The organism is Methanoculleus sp. UBA208 (assembly GCF_002498065.1).
Classification (GTDB): Archaea; Halobacteriota; Methanomicrobia; order Methanomicrobiales; family Methanoculleaceae; genus Methanoculleus.
Map to the genome: position 1 here is coordinate 1 of NZ_DAFZ01000024.1, position 16,001 is coordinate 16,001.

A 16,001-nucleotide genomic window follows, 5' to 3' on the forward strand; every position below is an offset into this window, starting at 1 on the left:
AGGGGGGGGCATCCCCCCTCCCCGTCAGCCCCACCCCAAACGCGATATCCCCTCGGAAGCCGTTTTCGGGCTTACGGCATCCTTGCAGGCACGGATAGGAACTTGCATCTGACATCTTCGCAACCCCATTCACCCCACCAAACCCCCTATATCGCCTGACCCCCAACACTCCCTCAAGAGACCGGGGAGGAGGACTTCAAAGAGTGACGACCGGCGGCCGCATCATCCTGCACGTGGACATGGACAGTTTCTTCGCCTCCGTCGAGGTCCGCCGCGACCTCTCTCTTGCCGGGAGGCCGGTGATCGTGGGCGCCGACCCGAAGGGAGGGGTGGGCCGCGGGGTCGTGAGCACCTGCTCGTATGAAGCCCGCCGCTATGGCGTCCACTCCGGCATGCCCATCTCCCGGGCGTACGACCTCTGCCCGTATGGCGTCTACCTCCCGGTGAACCGCCCGCTCTACGTCCGGGTCTCGGAGGAAGTCATGGCGGTCCTCTCCCGGCACGCCGGCCGCGTCGAACAGGTTAGCATCGACGAGGCTTACCTCGACGTCAGCGATGCCGGAAGTTTCCCGGCGGCAGAAGCACTTGCCGCTGCAATCAAGCGGGAGGTCCGGGAGGAGACGGGGCTCACCTGCTCGGTCGGCGTCGCCCCGGGCAAGGCCGTGGCAAAGATCGCCTCCGACTACGAAAAACCCGACGGGCTGACGGTTGTCCCACCGGACGGGGTCGCGGGATTCCTCGCCCCCCTGCCGGTGGGAAAGATCCCGGGTATCGGGAAGAAGACCGGTGAAGACCTCCGGCGGATGGGCATCCTGACCATCGGCGACCTTGCGTGCCGTGACGTCCAGGACCTCATCGCCCGGTTCGGGAGACACGGCGTCCTGATGCACCGCCTCGCCCGGGGCATCGATGACGGGGAGGTGCAGGGCAGGGAGGGGTGCAAATCCGTCTCCCGGGAGACGACGTTTGAAGCGGATACCGCCGACCCGGACGTCCTCGCGGGAACCCTTGCCGAACTTGCGGATGTTGTCGCCGGGACGCTTGCCGCCGACGGTCTCCGGTGCCGTACCGTCACGGTCAAGGTCAGATACCGCGACTTTCAGACGCACACCCGGTCGCGGACGCTCCCGCGGTTCACCGCGGACCCCGAGGTGATCCGGGGGGCCGCATCCGCTCTCCTCCTGCCGTTCCTCAACGGGACGGACGTCCGGCTCCTTGGTGTCAGGCTCTCGGCGCTTGAGGGCGGCCGCACCCGGCAGGCGTCGATCGACGAATTTCTCTCCCCCTGAAGAGGAATTGTCAGCAAAATCTGCGGCTATTGCTTCGCGGCTGGTGGAGCCGGGCGAACCTTCTTTACATCCGGCGCGCACCATGGTTCCGGTATGCCCGATATCTGGATCGTGCTCCTCGTTGCCATCCTTCTCCTCCTCTTCGCGGTGCCGATCGTCCAGCAGCAGGTGACCCGGGCCCGCCGCCTGCGGGCGATCCGGGACCTGGAGGTGGAGCGCCGAACCAGGGTCATCGCCCTTATCCACCGGCAGGAACGAGTCGCGTTTCTGGGCATCCCGCTCTTCCGCTACATCGACATCAATGATTCCGAGGAGATCCTCAGGGCGATCCGGCTCACGGAGCCGGAGATGCCGATCGACTTCATCATCCACACCCCCGGCGGCCTGATCCTCTCCTCCGAACAGATCGCGATGGCGCTCCGGCGCCACAAGGGTAAGGTGACCGTCTTTGTTCCCCACTACGCCATGTCGGGCGGGACGCTCCTCTGTCTCGCCGCCGATGAGGTGGCGATGGACGAGAACGCCGTGCTCGGTCCGGTCGATCCGCGGATCGGGGAGTATCCGGCGGCGTCGATCCTGCGGGTTCCGCGTTTGAAACCGCCGGAGGAGATCGAGGACGAGACCTTCATCCTGGTCGACATCGCTTCAAAAGCCCAGAACCAGATGCGGGAGTTCGTGACCGATCTCCTCCGGGAAAGGATGGACGCCGGGCAGGCGGACCGCCTCTCCCGCCTGCTCACAGAGGGGAGATGGACCCACGACTACCCGATCACTCTCGAGCAGGCACGGGAACTCGGCCTCCCCGTCACCCCCGGTATGCCCGCCGGGATCTACCGGTTGATGGACCTCTTCCCGCAGGCGATGCCCCGCCGCCCGTCGGTTGCCTATGTCCCGATCCCTTACCGGGAGGAGGAGAAGAAAGGGTGACGTTTCACCCTCCCTCTCCCCGGGATCTGCGAAAATACCAATGAAATTCATTTTAAAATTCCGGAACCAATATTACCCTGTTTGCGGCCCGCACCCGCAGGGCTTCTGTGGGTACGGGGCCGGCAGGGAGCGGTAACAATGACTTCGACCATAACGCACGCATTGCTCGTCTGCCTGTTCCTCGCAGCGGCCCTTCTCTCTGCAGGATGTACAGGCGGGGAGCAGCCTCCCGCAGAGCAGGAGCCGGGCCCGGTGTTCCGGGGAGAGACGCTGGGTTACGACGACCGCGTGGTGTTCCGTTTCATCCCGAACACCGACGAACCGGGGGCCTACAGCGTGACCTGTACAATCGAGCGGGACGTCTCCTGGGGAACGACGAGCGAGACCCGGGAGGACGTGCTGTACGAGAATGTCTCCCGCGGCAACCCCATCGAGTTCGTCGTCCCGCGCGAGGATCCCTCGGACGGCGCGGCGATCGAGATCGAGATCAGGAACACCGCAGGTGAAGTCCTGCACCAGAGCAGGACGTCCGTATCTCCTGCGACACCCGTCCCGACATCGCCGTGACCCGGAGGTGAGGGCTCCCCAGCCCTTATCCCGTCCCGCGACCTACTTTCCTTTGATCGTGAGCACTTACCTCCAGCTGCGCCTGGATGCGTTTGACCGTTTACAGGACCCCCTCTGCAACAATAACCCCGACCGGAACGGTTTCCGTCGGCTCTGTTACCAGTGCCCGTTCGCCGTGAGGACCGCAGGCGCCGTCTACTGCGAACGCTTCGAGATCCCCATCCGGGCGCGGGATAAGTATGCCCTGCCGGGATGGAAAGCGATACGGAACGCGATCCTGGATCGCGACGGACAGCAATGCACCGTCTGCGGCGGAGGCAAAGACCTCCACATCCACCATCTCGACGGCGATCCCACGAACGACGACCCGGCGAACCTGCTTACCCTCTGCGGCATCTGCCACGCCCGGGTGCATACCGAGCTCCGCCGGGAAGGAGGGGCGAGAAGGGTTGCGCGGGTGCTCCCGGCGGTGCGGCGCCGTGCCGCCCGGTCGACGCGATTCCCGGTGAGCGGAGAGACGAGACGTTCCTGAACGCCGCTTCCCCCGCCAGCCATCGTCAGGAGTGGGGGAACGGTTATATCTTATGCCCGCTACCAGTAGCGTGACCGTGGGGGGAATGTCCGGAATGAGTATTACAGGAAAACTCTTCGGCAGGGGTGATCCCGAAGACCGGGAAGGGCCCGGCACCGATACCGCAGTGAGCAGGAAAGCGGTCTCCCTCGCCCAGCAGGGACGATTCGGCGAGGCTATAGGTTGTTTTGACCGGGTGCTCGAAGAAGATCCGGCCAACGTGAAGATGTGGAATAACAAGGGTGTCTTCCTCGATCTCATCGGCAGGGATCAGGATGCGGTTGCCTGCTGGGAGAGAGCGCTCTCGATCGACCCGGGTTTTGCTCCGGCATGGGTCTCCCGGGGAATGCTGCACCGGCGCCGCAACCGGCTCGAGGAGGCGCTCGCCTGTTACGACCGTGCCCTGGAACTCAACCCTGATTCCGCGGTCGCCTGGTACAACCGGAGCGGCATCTTCGTCGCGATGCACCGGCTGGACGATGCAGTCGCCTGCTACGAGCGGGTTCTCTCGATAGACCCGCATTTCGTGGCGGCCTGGACCGATCTCGGTTACGCCCACTTTCTCCAGCACCGGCACGAGGACGCCGTCGCCTGTTACGACAGGGCTATCGCCGACGATTCCGGGAGCGTCCGGGTCTGGAGCCTGAAGGGAGGCGCCCTGTATGCGCTCGGGGAGTACCGGAAAGCGCTCGAATGCTTCGACCGGGTGCTCGCGATCGATCCGAAGTACGCCGCCGGGTGGAGCATGAAGTGCAGCGTCCTCTACCACCTCGGCATGTACCGGCATGCGCTTGCATGCGCCGACAAGGCGCTTGAGATAAACCCCTCCTGCGAACTGACCAATCAGGTCAGAAAGATGCTCCTCTCCCTCATCCAGAATTGGTGAGGGGGCCGTCCTCTTCCTCCGGGCCCGGCCCGCCCGGAACCGTTCCGGAAGGTTGACGCCGGGTGCCGTCCAACCGGGAACTGCCATACCGGGCGGGAACTCTCCCCTGGGGGAGACTCCGACCGTCTATTACCCGGTGACGCCAACAGGTGGATTGTATCCATGCCGGTCGACCAGACCCCCATAGGCACGTTCTCGCGGATCACCCGGCTCTCGCAGAAAGCGCTCCGCCTCTACGACGAGCGGGGCTCCTCGTCCCTGCGGCAAGGGACATCTGCACGGGGTACCGCTACTACACCTTCGCCCAGGCCGGGCGGGGTATCCGTATCCGAAACCTGCTCTGGCTCGGGTTCGGCCTCTCCGAGGTGGAAGCCATTCTCGAGGCACGGGAACGCGGCGACGCCGGGACGATCCGGGATCACTTCACACGGCGTCTCGCTGCAACCGAACGGGAGGCCGGCCGGCTGCATGCGATTGCAGAGGCCCTGCGGACGCAGGACCCACTGAACGGAGGATTCCGTATGTCGATACCGAACCTGTTATCAAGGATATCCCTGCCATGCGGGCGCTTTCCCGCCGGGAGCGGGGTGTTTACCAGGAGGCGATCCCGAGACTGATCGGGGAACTCTGCGCTTATGTCTGTCCTGCTGAAGGGCGGCAGCCCGCGGCAAAGATGGCCGGGCCGATCATGTTCATCTGCCACGACGAGGAGTACCGGGAGGCGGACGCAGATATCGAGGTGGCGATCCCGATCATCGGGTCCGTCAACCTCGAGGGGGGCGCCGGGGTCGTGACCCTTCCGGGCGGTAAGTTCGTCTCGGTGCTCCACACGGGCCCCTACCCCGGTGTAGGGAAGGCTTACGAGCGGCTCTTTTCCTACATGAACGAGCACCGCCTCGTGCCGGCCGGCCCCTCGCGGGAACTCTACCTCAACGATCCTGCCGAGGTGCCGGGAGGAGGAACTCCTGACCGAGGTCCAGTTCCCGGTGGAGGACCATCCCCCGTCCCCCTGAAGGGAGCGGTCATTCTCCCGCGACCTCGAAGACGTGACGGCCCCACCCGGGGATGTCGAGGAAAAGGCCGGGCGAAAGGAGCCCCTCACCGTCCCGGTCGTACCGTGCCTCTCCCATGAGGTCCCGGAGGCGGATCGCCTTCCCCGCGAGATCGGCCCACGGGAACGGGACGTAGCACTGGCCCCGGTCGGGGGCGTAGTTGACGGCGACAAGGCAGCGCTGCCCCTCCCTCTCCCGGGCGAAGGCGATGTAGCCGTCGTGGGAGAGGTCCCCCTCCCATGCGGGGCGACAGTCGAGAAGTTGCCACTCGCCGTCCCGAAACACCGGAAGGCGCAGGCAGGAAAAGAGCCGCCGGTAGAACTCTTCTATGGCCCGGTCGGCCGGCTCCTCCGGCCACCGGCAGAGGTGGACTGGAATCTTCTTCCGCCGCCCGGTAAACTGCCCCTGGTGGAAGAACCGGAGGCCGGGGCAGAGGAAGGCGAGGACGGCGGCGGCCCGGTGGCGGTCGGGCGGGAAGGATGCCGCCGCCCGGCTCTCGTCGTGGTTCTCGAGGAACCTGACGGATCTTTTCTGGTATTCCGGGTCCGCCCGGAAATGCTCCCGCACCGGCCGGGCTGCTCCGTTTCGGAGCCGGTCATAGAGGCGCTTGTCGTAGGTGTAGTCGAATCCCTGCTGCTGGAGCGCCCACTCGAGGTCCCAGTAGACCTCCGCCACGAAGGTAAATCCGGGGTGCTCTTTGTGGACGCCTTCGATTGCGCGGGGCCAGAAGGGTTCCGTCTCCCGCCCCCAGGTCCGCCGGAAGATCTCCGGAAGGACGAGCATCGCCATATCGCACCGGAGGCCGTCGCACCATCCCGCGATCCTCTGCAGTTCGGCGATCATCGTCTCCTGCATGGCCTGATTGCCGTAATCGAGCTGCAGGGTGTCGGGCCAGCCGCCGGAGTAGGGATCCCGGCCGTGAGCGATGACGGCCGGGCCTCCGGGGAGGTCCACCCGGGCGAATTCCTGCGGCCGCCGGGCGAGTTCCTCCTCCGTGCCGTGGATGTAGTAGTCCGGGCGGTCCCGCACCCAGGGGTGGTCGGGTGCGGTGTGGTTCGGGACGAAGTCGAGCATCAGCTGCATACCGTGCCGGTGCAGGCGGTCGCGGAACCGGGCGAGTTCCTCCGGCTCCCCGAGGTCGGGATGCAGCCGGTAGCCGGCGACGGCAAAGGGGGAGCCGCAGATGTCCTCCTCGTCAAGATCGGGAAGCAGGCACCGGTATCCGGCGAGCCACCGGTCGTTCGAGCGGGAGACCCGGCGCCCGGCCTCCCCGGTCTCCCAGGCTCCCATGAGGTAGACCCAGGAGAAGCCGCATTCGGCAAGCCCCGCGAGCCAGGCGTCCGGGACATCGTCGAGCGTGAGGCGGCGCCCGGCCTTCCTGCCGAGGTGCCGGAGCCGGACGCGGACGTTGACCTCGTAGAGGGAGGGGTGGCGTGGGGTATGGGTGTTCATGGCATCTCTCCCGGATCTCGGGGTGGATAGAGGTATCCCTGCTCTACCAGATAGCGGAATGCAGGTCGTCGTCCCGCCGGAACCCCCGGAACGACCGGGTGCCCTGCACCGCGTCGACGACCAGGGTGTCCGTCGCCCGCATGAACGCCGCGAGCGGCGCATGCATCCGGGCGTCGAGGCAGCGGTAGAGGAAGTTCCGGAGCGCCGTCTCTGCCCGCAGTTCGGGGATGAGGCGCCGGCGGAGGAGGGTGGTGTAGGTCCCGGCGAGCGGTGCGGCGGAGGTAAGGTGGCGGTCGACGGCGTGGGCGGCGAGTTCCGCCGTCCGGTGGGCGTAAAAGATCCCCTCGCCGAGGAGCGGGCTTGCAAACCCGGCCGCATCCCCGACGAGAACCGTCCCCTCATGTGCCGGGGAGAGGATGTAGTTCCCGAGCGGGAGCGAAAAGCCGGCAGGTTTCCGATCGGTGAACGCAGAAAAGCCGACAGTCTTCAGGAACTCTTCGAAGCGTTCGGGGAGGCCTTTTCGTTCACCCGCAGCAGCCCCCCTATCCCCACGACGATCGCCTCCCTGTTCGGGAAGACCCACCCGTAGCCCCACCGGCAGGCGGCAAAGACCAGGTGGGGCGTCGCGAGGCCGTCGTCCAGGCGGATCGGTCCGTCATCGTTTGCGAGCGTTTCCGCCTCTTTGCGGGGATCGAAAGTTCCAGCGTCCACCCGAGGTTTTCGTGCCACCGCTTCATGTCGACGACGCTCTCCGGGAGGGAACGCCGGACCCGGCTATGGACCCCGTCGGCCCCGATGAGGACCCGGGCAGCGTACCGGTCCCCGTCGGATGTCGTGACGGTCCGGCGGGCATGATCGATTTCGGCCGCTTCTGCGCCCGTGTGGACTTCCACTCCTGCCTGTGCCGCCCTCCCGGCAAGGTAGGTGTCGTAGCGCTCCCGCCGGGTGAAGTAGACCGGTTCCGCAAGGTCTTCGGCGAGGATGCGGCGGCTTCCGATGTAGAGTGCGTATCCTGTCCCGGTGAAGTCGAGCAGCCCTTCCTGCCGGAGGGCATCGACCGGGAGAGAAAAAACCCTGTCGAGAAACCGGACGGTTTTCTGGCTGAGGCAGCCGCCGCAAACCTTATCCCGGGGGTACGTCCGCTTTTCAAGGAGCACCACCCGGTGCCCGGCCTCCCCGAGCAGGCAGGCGGCTGTGCTCCCGGCGGGCCCGCCGCCGACGACGACCGCATCGTATTCGGGCCGACCCTTCATCTCCTCTCTCCTTGCGATGATAGATTCCGGCACAGACCATATCTCTTTCCCCGCGAGAGCGGATCGCTCCCCGAACACTTTCACCCCCCGCGGAGCAGGCTCTTTTATTCGCGGGCCGATGCTTCCGGTATGTCCGTCGCGGAGCAGAAACTCACCTATCTCACCGCTGCCGGGCGGTTCGACATCTGCAGCCCGGGCGAGTGCCTTCAACTCCTCCCGATGACACTCGACGCCCGAAAGACCTCTCAAGCGCCGGAAATTCTGCCTGTTCCGCTCGATACCCCTCGTGCATCTCAAGAAGCTCTCGGCGGTCTCGAAGACCCGAATGTGCGAACCGTGATCGCTCCCTATATCTCCTACAACCGCCGGACGGGCGGGTGCGGGCGGATGCTCAAGATGCTCCTCAACGGCACCTGCTCCTACGACTGCGCCTACTGCCCCGTCCGCACCCGGCGGGAGCCGGTGAGTTTCTCCCCCCGGGAGTTCGCCGATACCTTCCTCCGCCTCTGGCGGGACGGACTCGTCGAAGGACTTTTTTTGAGTTCCGGCATCCCCCGGGACGTCGATTATGTAATGCACGATCTCGTGGAGACGGGGGAGCTCCTGCGCCGCCGGGGCTACGGCGGCTACCTTCACCTGAAGGTCCTCCCCGGCGCAACCCGGGCGGATATCCACGACGCCGCCCGCGTGGCCGACCGGATCAGCATCAACCTGGAGACGACGTCCCCCGACCGCCTTGGGGGTATCGCCGGGGTGAAGGACTACCGGCAGGATATCCTGAAGCGCCAGTCGTGGGTGGCGGAGGAGAAGCCCGGCGGCCACACCACGCAGCTCGTTGTCGGGGCGGCAGACGAGACCGATGCTGAGGTCCTCTCCTGCCTCGCCGACCAGTACCGGCGGGTCCGCCCCTCCCGGATCTACTTTTCGGCGTTCCGCTCCCTCCCCGGGACTCCCCTTGCATCGCACCCCGATACACCGGCATGGCGGGCGAGGCGGTGGTACCAGGCCGACTTCCTGCTCCGTGAGTACGGCGTTACGGCCGACGAACTCCGGTCTATCTTTGATGAAGAGGGGTTCTTTCCCGACCGCGACCCGAAAGTCGTCCTTGCGGCCGGGAGGATGCCGGTGAACGTCAACCTTGCCCCGCGCCGCGACCTCCTCCGGGTTCCCGGGATCGGGCCGAAGGGGGCGGACAGGATCCTCTCGCAGCGGAGAGTGCGGCCGTTTACCGGATCTGCTGATCTTGCCCGGGCCGGTATCCGGGGGAAAGCCGCCGGACGCTATCTCACGTTCGGCGGGCGGGAGACGGTGCAGACGAAGCTTGTCCTGTAGCGTGCGGACGGATGCGGTTTCCCAAAAATTGGTGGGGCTTACCTGACCTGCCCAAACTCGGTGCCCACGTCGGCAGCAGACCGGTAGGTCCGGTCGCTGAACCTCTCAAGCGCCGCGATCACGTCCTCCGGGGCGTTGTTTGTTCTGGCATGGGCGATCAGGTCCTGTCTGCCCGCCGGGTAGTCCATGCCCTTGAGGTAGACCTGCAGGTCGGCGGCGGAGAGGTGCGCGAGGGACGGCGCTCCCGGGGTTGTCGCGGGCCGTTCAACCGCCGCTCCCTCCTCCTCGGCCTTCATCATGGACTCGAGTGTCGGAGCGTGTGCCTCCGTCACCGGCCGGGTTTCGGCCTCAACCGGCTGCTCTCTTCGGACCTCCTCGACGACAGTCTCCCGTGGCGCGGTCTCCGTCACCGCCGTCCTGGCCCTCCCCTCTTCCACTTCCCCGGCCTTTATCGGCATCTCCTCACGGACACCCCTCTCCCGCACCTCCACGCGCTCCGTCGTGACGACCTCGCGCGGCGGGGCCTCCGTTCGGGTCACGGCCCGGGCCTCCTCCTGGCTCGGGGGACCCATCGGCCGTCTCGACTCGATCAGGCTCCAGTTCGCTTCTCTCGGCCAATCGCCTTCCGAGAACCCGGGCTCGTTGTCGAGCCTGTACTTGCTGATGTTCGCCACAAAGACGTCGTCCCCCGGCCGGTAGACCATGGCCTCGATAGGGATCGCGAAGAGCTTCGACCCGAGACCGAACATCCCCCCGGTCCTGAGCACTGCGTATACCACTCTTCCCGTGGGGAGACCTACTCGCAGGCTCGAGATCTCACCGAGATCATAGCCCTCCGGGTTCTTCACCCGTTTCCCCACGACATCTTCGGATGAGAAGAACTCCTGCCCCTCCGTCCTCCGTACCTGCTGTTCAAGAATCGTTTCGGCCATTGCAACCACCATATCCCTGGTACGCTTCCGAAGGCAGTCTTCACCTTCGCGCAGAGCGGGCGATGCGCGTTGCGACTATTTAAGAGTTCCCCGGCCCCTGGACCGGGGCGCCGGGAGGGGATTTTCCGCCGCACAAAGAGCATACGGGGGAGGGTGGGAGGGATGTTTCCCGGCTGCCGCCCGCAGCGGTGGAATTTGTCCCCTCACTTGACGTTGCCGAACTCCGTGCTCACGTCGGTGGCTGACCGGTAGGTCCGGTCGCCGAACTGCTCAAGCGCCGCGATCACGTCCTCCGGGGCGTTGTTTGTTCTGGCGTGGTTGATCAGGTCCTGTTTGCCCGCCGGGTAGTCCATACCCTTGAGGTAGACCTGCAGGTCGGCAGCGGAGAGGTGGGCGAGCGACGGCCCCGTGCTCCGGGCAACGGGAGGCTCTTCGCGGACCTCCTCGACCATGGTCTCCGCCCGTGCCGGCTGTCCCCCGCGAATCTCGCTGCCGAACTCCTCGCTCACCTCGGCGGCAGACCGGTAGGACCGGTCGGAAAAGCCCTCGAGCACCGTGATCACGCTCTCCGGGGCCTGGTTCTTTCTGGCGTGGTTGATCAGGTCCTGCCTGCCCGCGGGGTAATCGATGCCCTTGAGGTAGGTCTGCAGGCCTGCGGCCGAAAGGTGCCCGGGAGCCGGTCCCGGCGTCGTCGTGGGCCGTTCGGCTTCCGTCACCGGCCGGGTCTCCATCCCGCCCGTGCGCTCCCTCTGGACTTCCCTGACGCCGGGTTCCCGGGGCGGGGCCTCCGTTGTTACCGGCCGCTCCTCGGCACGCTGGCCCGTCGGCTGCCCTCCCCAGCCGCCCGCGACCGTCTGGACGGGCGGCGGCGTCGGAACGGTCCTCTCCCTGCCCGGGGCCGTGGTCTCCGCCGGTGCGGCCGCCGCTGCCTCCCGTGGCGGCGGGACTTCTCTCTCCGTCACCGGGGGCGCGGGCTCCGCTGCCGCACGCGCCGGGGGTGGTGTCCGGATCAGGCTCCAGTCCCCCTCGCGAGGCATCCTGCCCCTGGCAAACCCGTGCGTGGTGTCCAGCGTCCGCTTATCCGCATCCACGACGGCGCTCCTCTCCCCCGGGCGGGTGCGAACCGCCTCCCAGGGAATGGCGAAATGCTTCTCGCCGAACCCGAGTATCCCCCCGTAGGAGAGCACGGCATACGCGACGCAGCCGCTATCGCGGTCAATGGCGACATCGCTGATATCGCCGAGGTTCTCTCCTTCCGGATTCCGTACCTTGATATCCCTGATGTCGTGTGCGCGCATCAGGTCCACCGTCTCTTCCCGTCTCGGCCGGGTCTCCAGCACCGACCCTGCCTGTCTCTCAGCCATCGTATCTCCCTCCAACTCGTTTGCCTGCGAAGGGTTACTACCCCTTCAAGGCGGGGGAGTAGAGGATCGAGGATACTTAAGCGTTTCCCGTTCGGGAGAATCGGCCGGGATCCGGGATGAGAGCATAGAGAGGAGAAAGGCTGCCGGCCCGAACTTACGCCCGGGCGTACCGGAGGATCAGTTCGGTCGCCGCCCTGATATCCCGCCCCTGCTTCCTCGCCTCGGCAAGGTAAACATTGTAGACCTCATCGGTCACGAGCCGCATCTGCGGGCGGAACATATCGGCATGCATCATCAGGTCGAAGCACCGGGCCTCGCTCTCGGTGAGATCGAGCGGCCGGTACTCCCCGGTGTGCGGCACGAACGCCGGGTTCTTATCGCGGGACGTCCTGACCACGAGGTCGGCGAGCGGTGTCCCCGGGATGGGCTCGGCGCTGCTCACGAAGACGTCGTCGAGCGAGAGCGCAGCGATCAGGTCCTTCGTCGCCTCGTAGTCGCGTTTCGTCTCTCCGGGGTAGCCGACGATGAAGCTTCCTGCAACGCGAAGATCGTGCTCCCGGCACCGCTCCACCGCCTCCTCGACCTGCCGGACGGTCGCGCCCTTCCCCATCATCCGGAGCACCCGGTCGCTCCCCGACTCGATCCCGAAGAAGACCCACCCGATGGTGTACTGCCGGATGGCGTCCAGGATCTCGTCGGTGATGCAGTCGACGCGGATGTCCGGGGAGGAGACGTTCTTTTGCCCCATCACCCCGGCCATCCCCCGGAGGAGGCTGATGAAGGCTTCCGGGTCCATCTCCCCGCTGCTGGAGCCGTAGAGCGACCCGGTCCCCCCGGAGACCGAGAGCCGTGTCGCCCCGTGTGCGGAAAATGCCTTCACCTCCTCGATGATGCGCTCAAGCGGCCGGCTCCGGACCGTCCTCCCGAAGAACCGGGGCACCTGGCAGAAGGTGCATCCCCCGATGCACCCCCGGTGGGTCTCGATGTAGGCGTTCGCGCCCCGGATGCTCTGGCTCCCGATGTCGTCCGGGATCAGGGGGAGCGGCCGGTCGATCGACGCCGGCGGGGCAGGGGGCGTCACGACCGGCCGGCCGCCGTCGAGAAACGCGATCCCCGGGAGGGAATCCGAGACGCCTTCCTCGACGAGGCGGACAACCGTCTCCTCGCCCTCGCCGACGACCACCGCGTCGGGAGCAAGCTCCCCGAGCACCATCTCCGGCGCGGCCGAGACCGGTCCCCCGACATAGACCGTCCCGCCCTGCTCGCGATGAGTCCGGATCAGGTCCCGGATCGCGGGGTCGAGGAGGTGCTGGGTCGAGAAGAGGCTCGCGAGCAGGACTGAGTCGGCCGGGGCGGCGGGCGTTCGGGTGAGCGTCACCCGATGACCCGCGTCGCGGAGAACGCCGCCGATCAGCATGGCGCCGTAGGTGTAGATGCCGGGGGAGAGGATCGTGATATCCATGATACAGTATCGCCGGAACAGTATACAAAAGGTGGGGATCTGCCGGTCAGAGCGGCGCGGGCTGCCTGAACCGCCGGGCCTCGGCGACGGTGTGGGCACTCCGGTCCGATGCGGCGATCAACCGCGCCTGGAGCCGCATGATGTCGGCGATGATGGGTTGCGGGTTCTTCCCCATCGTCTCCGCGACAACGGCGCGGGCCTCCCGGAGCCTCCCTGCCCTGCGGAGCAGGTCCGCGAGGAGCGCCTCGTCCGTCCCCGCCTGGGGTGCCAGGCGCTCGCCCTTCTCCCACGCCCGCCGAAGGAGGTCGGCGGCGCGTTTCCGGCAGATCCGGGCGGGCACGTCCTTCCCCTCGTCGTCGCAGACCCATGCAGCATGGAGGGACGCCCACGCAGCCCGGGCCGGGGCACCGAGATCTTCCTGGATTATCGACCAGCAGAGGAAGGTGTTTGCGATATTCGGAAACTTCCGGGCGTCGAGTTGCCAGCGGTAGCGCGGGAGTTTCACCACGTCGGCCGCCCCCTTCGGGGCCTTGCCCGGGTCGGGTGCGCAGTAGCCGCAGGACGGGCACCGTTTCACCCATGCGTAGATGGTGGATCGCAGGGGTTCGGCGGGACGGGTATCGAGGTCGCGCGACCCGACGCAGCCCGCGGCCTCGGGGATGGTGAACCGGCAGGCCTCGCCGCAGACTGCACAGGTGGTATTGAGGTGACGGAGGTGGGTCATCGATGGGCTGAATGACCTATCCGCCGATATATAGTTTGCCCACGATGGAATGCGGCGAGATGACGGCTACGCCGGAACCCCTTCCCCGACCCGGCGGGCGTAGGCCGTTACCGCCCACCCGAGGAGGGCCGTCGCGCCCGCGACCAGCGCGAGGATCAGCCAGTGGACGGGACCTGCGGTGTCCACCGCGAGCCTGACTATGAGGTTCAGGGGGTTGTAGGGGACGGCCATGACGAGGAGGAAGACTACAACGAGCGCGGTCGAGAAGATGAACTGGGCGCTCGTCCGTTCGCGGTAGTGAAGCGCCACGAGAGCCCCGAGCAGGATGAGGAAGAGCCCGCCCGCCGAGGCGTGGAGGAGGATCGCGGCGGCGTTATCGACCGCGATGCCGTTGAACCCGAGGAGAAGGAGCCAGGCTCCGGCCTGAACCGGAACCAGAACCTCGCAGGCGGCAACCTTCCCCCAGACCATCTCCGCGAACGTGACCGGCGTCGACATGAGCGTCTCGAGCGTCTGGCGCTGGTATTCTTCGGTGATGAGGTCGATGATCAGGGCGGCCGAGACGATCGCCGGGAGAAGGACGAGCAGCGGAATGAGGAGGCCGTAGACGAACTCGAAGAAGTTCTCGCCGCCGCCGGACTCGGGGAAGTTCAGCGAGACCGGGAAGGCGGTCATCCGCCCGGCCCGGACCTCCCGCAGTTCCTTCTCGTAGCCCTGGAGCACCTCTTTTACCTTGACGTTGATGACGCTCGACTGCAGGTCGTTCTGGATGAGGTAGAGCGTGACCATGACCGGCCCCTCGGCGTCGGGCGGGGTGTCCGGGACGTAAACCACCGCCGAGACCGCTCGTTCGCGGAGCGCCGCAAGCGCCTGGCCGAGATCCATCCGGTGGAGGATGAGGTCGTCTCTCTTCTCGAACTCGTCGATGAGCGGTGAGTCCGCCCCTGCGTAGCCGACGCCGTAGGTGACCGTCGAGTAGCCCTCGATCGCCTCCGGGTCGTACATGGCGGTGAGCCCCACCATCAGAAACGACGAGAACATCGCGATGAAGACCTGCAGGAGGATCGCAAAGACGATCGTCTTCTCCGACGAGAGTCCCAGGAGTTCTTTCTTCGCGATAAGGCCGATATTTCGTCTTTTCACAGGAGCGCCCCCGTCAGGAAGTAGAGGTTGTAGAGGCTGTGTACCACGCTCGCCGCGACGAGCCCCGGCCCGTAGGCGCGCCGCCCCCAGAGCAGGAGGAAGCCGCCGGTGACGAGCACCCCGGTGATGTGGAGGAGGAGCGGCATCCAGAGCACCTGGAGGGAGAGGAAGAGGACGCTCCCGAAGATCGACTCGGTGATCTGGGCGAGCGTGGCGAGGAGGAGGAGTTTTTCACCGGCCAGGAACCCGAACCCGATCGCGACCGCCCCGAGGAGCAGGTTCTTCGGCGTCAGGAACCCGGGCCGCTCCCGTGCCACCGCGTAAAGCCCGATCGACTTCGCGAACTCCTCGATGAACGCCGCAGAGACGGTCAGGAGGACGAGGGAGAGCGGCATCGGGATGTTGAAGAAGAGGACGAGCGTCAGCATCTGGGCCATGAAGACGAACGGTATCGTGAAGGCGGCAAGGAGGAAGAGCGAGAGGTGCGGATGGTCGCGGCCGATACCCCCCGAGACGAAGTCCGCGAGCCTTGAAGCAAGCGGCTTCTGCGAGAAGAGGTGCTCCTCGCGGAAGTTCGTGATGCCGACGTAGAAGAGGATGATGCTCGTTGCAAAGAAGAGCACCGTCGAGTAGACGTATTCCATGGCGGTGAACCCGTCGCCCTGGATATCGAGGACGACCAGGGTGAGGGGCGAGATGATGCTTATGACGTGGGTGTTCGCAAAGACCGTCGGGAAGAAGAGGTACGACGTGGCGAGGGTCGAAAAGAAGATCGAGACGAACGAGAGTTCCTTGAAACTCCGGGATGCCATCCCGATGATCAGGGCGTTTGCGAGGAAGAAGAGGATGACCGGGACGAGCGGGAGGAGGATGGTCATCGGCGCCCCGGCAAAGAAGGTGATCGCGGCCGAGATGAGGATCATGATCGTGAAGTAGGGGAGCGCTTTGCCGACGACGATCGCGGTCGATCGGACGGGGGCGGAGAGGAGCGCTTCCCCTGCCCGTCCCACCCGCTCGTTCATCACGCTCATCATGAAGAACTGGGAG

At 66.1% G+C, this 16,001-nt stretch carries 15 protein-coding genes and 1 pseudogene; 7 read left to right on the plus strand and 9 right to left on the minus strand.

Translation table 11 applies throughout. From position 1 onward, the window contains the following. The first annotated feature begins 203 nt into the window (after window positions 1-203). The 6 genes from dinB to BRA62_RS01855 all read left to right on the plus strand — a co-directional run bounded on the left by dinB (window position 204) and on the right by BRA62_RS01855 (window position 5,372). Window positions 204-1,289, plus strand: coding sequence for a DNA polymerase IV (gene dinB, locus BRA62_RS01830; protein ID WP_292364395.1), 1,086 nt, complete (start codon window positions 204-206; stop codon window positions 1,287-1,289). A 93-nt stretch (window positions 1,290-1,382) separates the two neighbouring features. Next, window positions 1,383-2,216 carry an SDH family Clp fold serine proteinase gene (locus BRA62_RS01835; protein ID WP_292364396.1) on the plus strand — a complete coding sequence of 278 codons (834 nt, stop codon included), beginning with the start codon at window positions 1,383-1,385 and terminating at the stop codon, window positions 2,214-2,216. Window positions 2,217-2,354: 138 nt separating this feature from the next. Continuing rightward, window positions 2,355-2,783, plus strand: a complete 429-nt coding sequence (locus BRA62_RS01840) for a hypothetical protein (RefSeq protein WP_292364397.1) — start codon at window positions 2,355-2,357, stop codon at window positions 2,781-2,783. Between the two features lie 58 nt (window positions 2,784-2,841). Beyond that, a complete protein-coding gene (locus BRA62_RS01845; protein ID WP_292364398.1) occupies window positions 2,842-3,315 on the plus strand; it encodes an HNH endonuclease in 474 nt (157 codons plus the stop codon). A gap of 94 nt (window positions 3,316-3,409) precedes the next feature. Further along, window positions 3,410-4,240: a tetratricopeptide repeat protein gene (locus BRA62_RS01850; protein ID WP_292364400.1), complete on the plus strand. Its 831-nt coding sequence runs from the start codon at window positions 3,410-3,412 to the stop codon at window positions 4,238-4,240. 559 nt (window positions 4,241-4,799) lie between these two features. Beyond that, window positions 4,800-5,372, plus strand: a complete 573-nt coding sequence (locus BRA62_RS01855) for a GyrI-like domain-containing protein (RefSeq protein ID WP_292364402.1) — start codon at window positions 4,800-4,802, stop codon at window positions 5,370-5,372. Here BRA62_RS01855 and BRA62_RS01860 read toward each other — a convergent pair. From BRA62_RS01860 to BRA62_RS01870, 3 genes are read right to left on the minus strand one after another with little or no spacing between them, the layout of a single operon-like run. After that, window positions 5,263-6,744: an alpha-amylase family glycosyl hydrolase gene (locus tag BRA62_RS01860; RefSeq protein WP_292364403.1), complete on the minus strand. Its 1,482-nt coding sequence runs from the start codon at window positions 6,742-6,744 to the stop codon at window positions 5,263-5,265. The two genes, BRA62_RS01855 and BRA62_RS01860, sit on opposite strands and share 110 nt — an antisense overlap. A 43-nt stretch (window positions 6,745-6,787) precedes the next feature. Next, the gene (locus BRA62_RS01865; protein ID WP_292364404.1) at window positions 6,788-7,327 is read right to left on the minus strand and encodes an NAD(P)/FAD-dependent oxidoreductase; all 540 of its coding nucleotides are present in this window, start codon (window positions 7,325-7,327) and stop codon (window positions 6,788-6,790) included. Beyond that, on the minus strand, window positions 7,287-7,997 hold the full coding sequence (locus BRA62_RS01870) for an NAD(P)/FAD-dependent oxidoreductase (RefSeq protein WP_292364405.1): 711 nt from the start codon (window positions 7,995-7,997) through the stop codon (window positions 7,287-7,289). Before BRA62_RS01870 ends, BRA62_RS01865 begins: the two co-directional genes overlap by 41 nt. 129 nt (window positions 7,998-8,126) lie before the next feature. On the opposite strand from BRA62_RS01870, the gene BRA62_RS01875 reads away from it, so the two are divergent. Next, complete coding sequence (locus BRA62_RS01875; RefSeq protein WP_292364406.1) at window positions 8,127-9,329, plus strand: radical SAM protein; 1,203 nt, start codon at window positions 8,127-8,129, stop codon at window positions 9,327-9,329. 38 nt (window positions 9,330-9,367) lie between these two features. Here the strand turns inward: BRA62_RS01875 and BRA62_RS01880 are convergent, their stop codons facing one another. The 6 genes and pseudogenes from BRA62_RS01880 to BRA62_RS01905 form a co-directional block, all read right to left on the minus strand. Further along, window positions 9,368-10,261, minus strand: a complete 894-nt coding sequence (locus BRA62_RS01880; protein ID WP_292364407.1) for a DUF2795 domain-containing protein — start codon at window positions 10,259-10,261, stop codon at window positions 9,368-9,370. A 203-nt stretch (window positions 10,262-10,464) separates the two neighbouring features. Next, window positions 10,465-11,625, minus strand: coding sequence for a DUF2795 domain-containing protein (locus BRA62_RS01885; protein ID WP_292364408.1), 1,161 nt, complete (start codon window positions 11,623-11,625; stop codon window positions 10,465-10,467). A gap of 154 nt (window positions 11,626-11,779) precedes the next feature. Then, window positions 11,780-13,087, minus strand: coding sequence for a methyl-coenzyme M reductase glutamine C-methyltransferase (locus BRA62_RS01890; protein ID WP_292364410.1), 1,308 nt, complete (start codon window positions 13,085-13,087; stop codon window positions 11,780-11,782). Window positions 13,088-13,133: 46 nt separating this feature from the next. Beyond that, entirely contained in the window at window positions 13,134-13,811 is a 678-nt protein-coding gene (locus BRA62_RS01895; protein WP_292364412.1) for a hypothetical protein, read from the minus strand. A gap of 66 nt (window positions 13,812-13,877) precedes the next feature. Beyond that, on the minus strand, window positions 13,878-14,954 hold the full coding sequence (locus BRA62_RS01900) for an ABC transporter permease (protein ID WP_292364414.1): 1,077 nt from the start codon (window positions 14,952-14,954) through the stop codon (window positions 13,878-13,880). After that, window positions 14,951-16,001, minus strand: a pseudogene (locus BRA62_RS01905) (PrsW family intramembrane metalloprotease); the annotation flags it as partial. The gene BRA62_RS01900 and the pseudogene BRA62_RS01905, both read right to left, overlap by 4 nt.

What these genes read in the sequence shown, in the direction of transcription:
- BRA62_RS01870 (WP_292364405.1), bottom strand. Translation starts at nt 7,997, where the DNA reads ATGAAGGGTCGGCCCGAATACGATGCGGTCGTCGTCGGCGGCGGGCCC.
- BRA62_RS01860 (WP_292364403.1), bottom strand. Translation starts at nt 6,744, where the DNA reads ATGAACACCCATACCCCACGCCACCCCTCCCTCTACGAGGTCAACGTC.
- BRA62_RS01855 (WP_292364402.1), top strand. Translation starts at nt 4,800, where the DNA reads ATGCGGGCGCTTTCCCGCCGGGAGCGGGGTGTTTACCAGGAGGCGATC.
- BRA62_RS01895 (WP_292364412.1), bottom strand. Translation starts at nt 13,811, where the DNA reads ATGACCCACCTCCGTCACCTCAATACCACCTGTGCAGTCTGCGGCGAG.
- BRA62_RS01880 (WP_292364407.1), bottom strand. Translation starts at nt 10,261, where the DNA reads ATGGCCGAAACGATTCTTGAACAGCAGGTACGGAGGACGGAGGGGCAG.
- BRA62_RS01840 (WP_292364397.1), top strand. Translation starts at nt 2,355, where the DNA reads ATGACTTCGACCATAACGCACGCATTGCTCGTCTGCCTGTTCCTCGCA.
- BRA62_RS01835 (WP_292364396.1), top strand. Translation starts at nt 1,383, where the DNA reads ATGCCCGATATCTGGATCGTGCTCCTCGTTGCCATCCTTCTCCTCCTC.
- BRA62_RS01850 (WP_292364400.1), top strand. Translation starts at nt 3,410, where the DNA reads ATGAGTATTACAGGAAAACTCTTCGGCAGGGGTGATCCCGAAGACCGG.
- BRA62_RS01875 (WP_292364406.1), top strand. Translation starts at nt 8,127, where the DNA reads ATGTCCGTCGCGGAGCAGAAACTCACCTATCTCACCGCTGCCGGGCGG.
- BRA62_RS01890 (WP_292364410.1), bottom strand. Translation starts at nt 13,087, where the DNA reads ATGGATATCACGATCCTCTCCCCCGGCATCTACACCTACGGCGCCATG.
- BRA62_RS01885 (WP_292364408.1), bottom strand. Translation starts at nt 11,625, where the DNA reads ATGGCTGAGAGACAGGCAGGGTCGGTGCTGGAGACCCGGCCGAGACGG.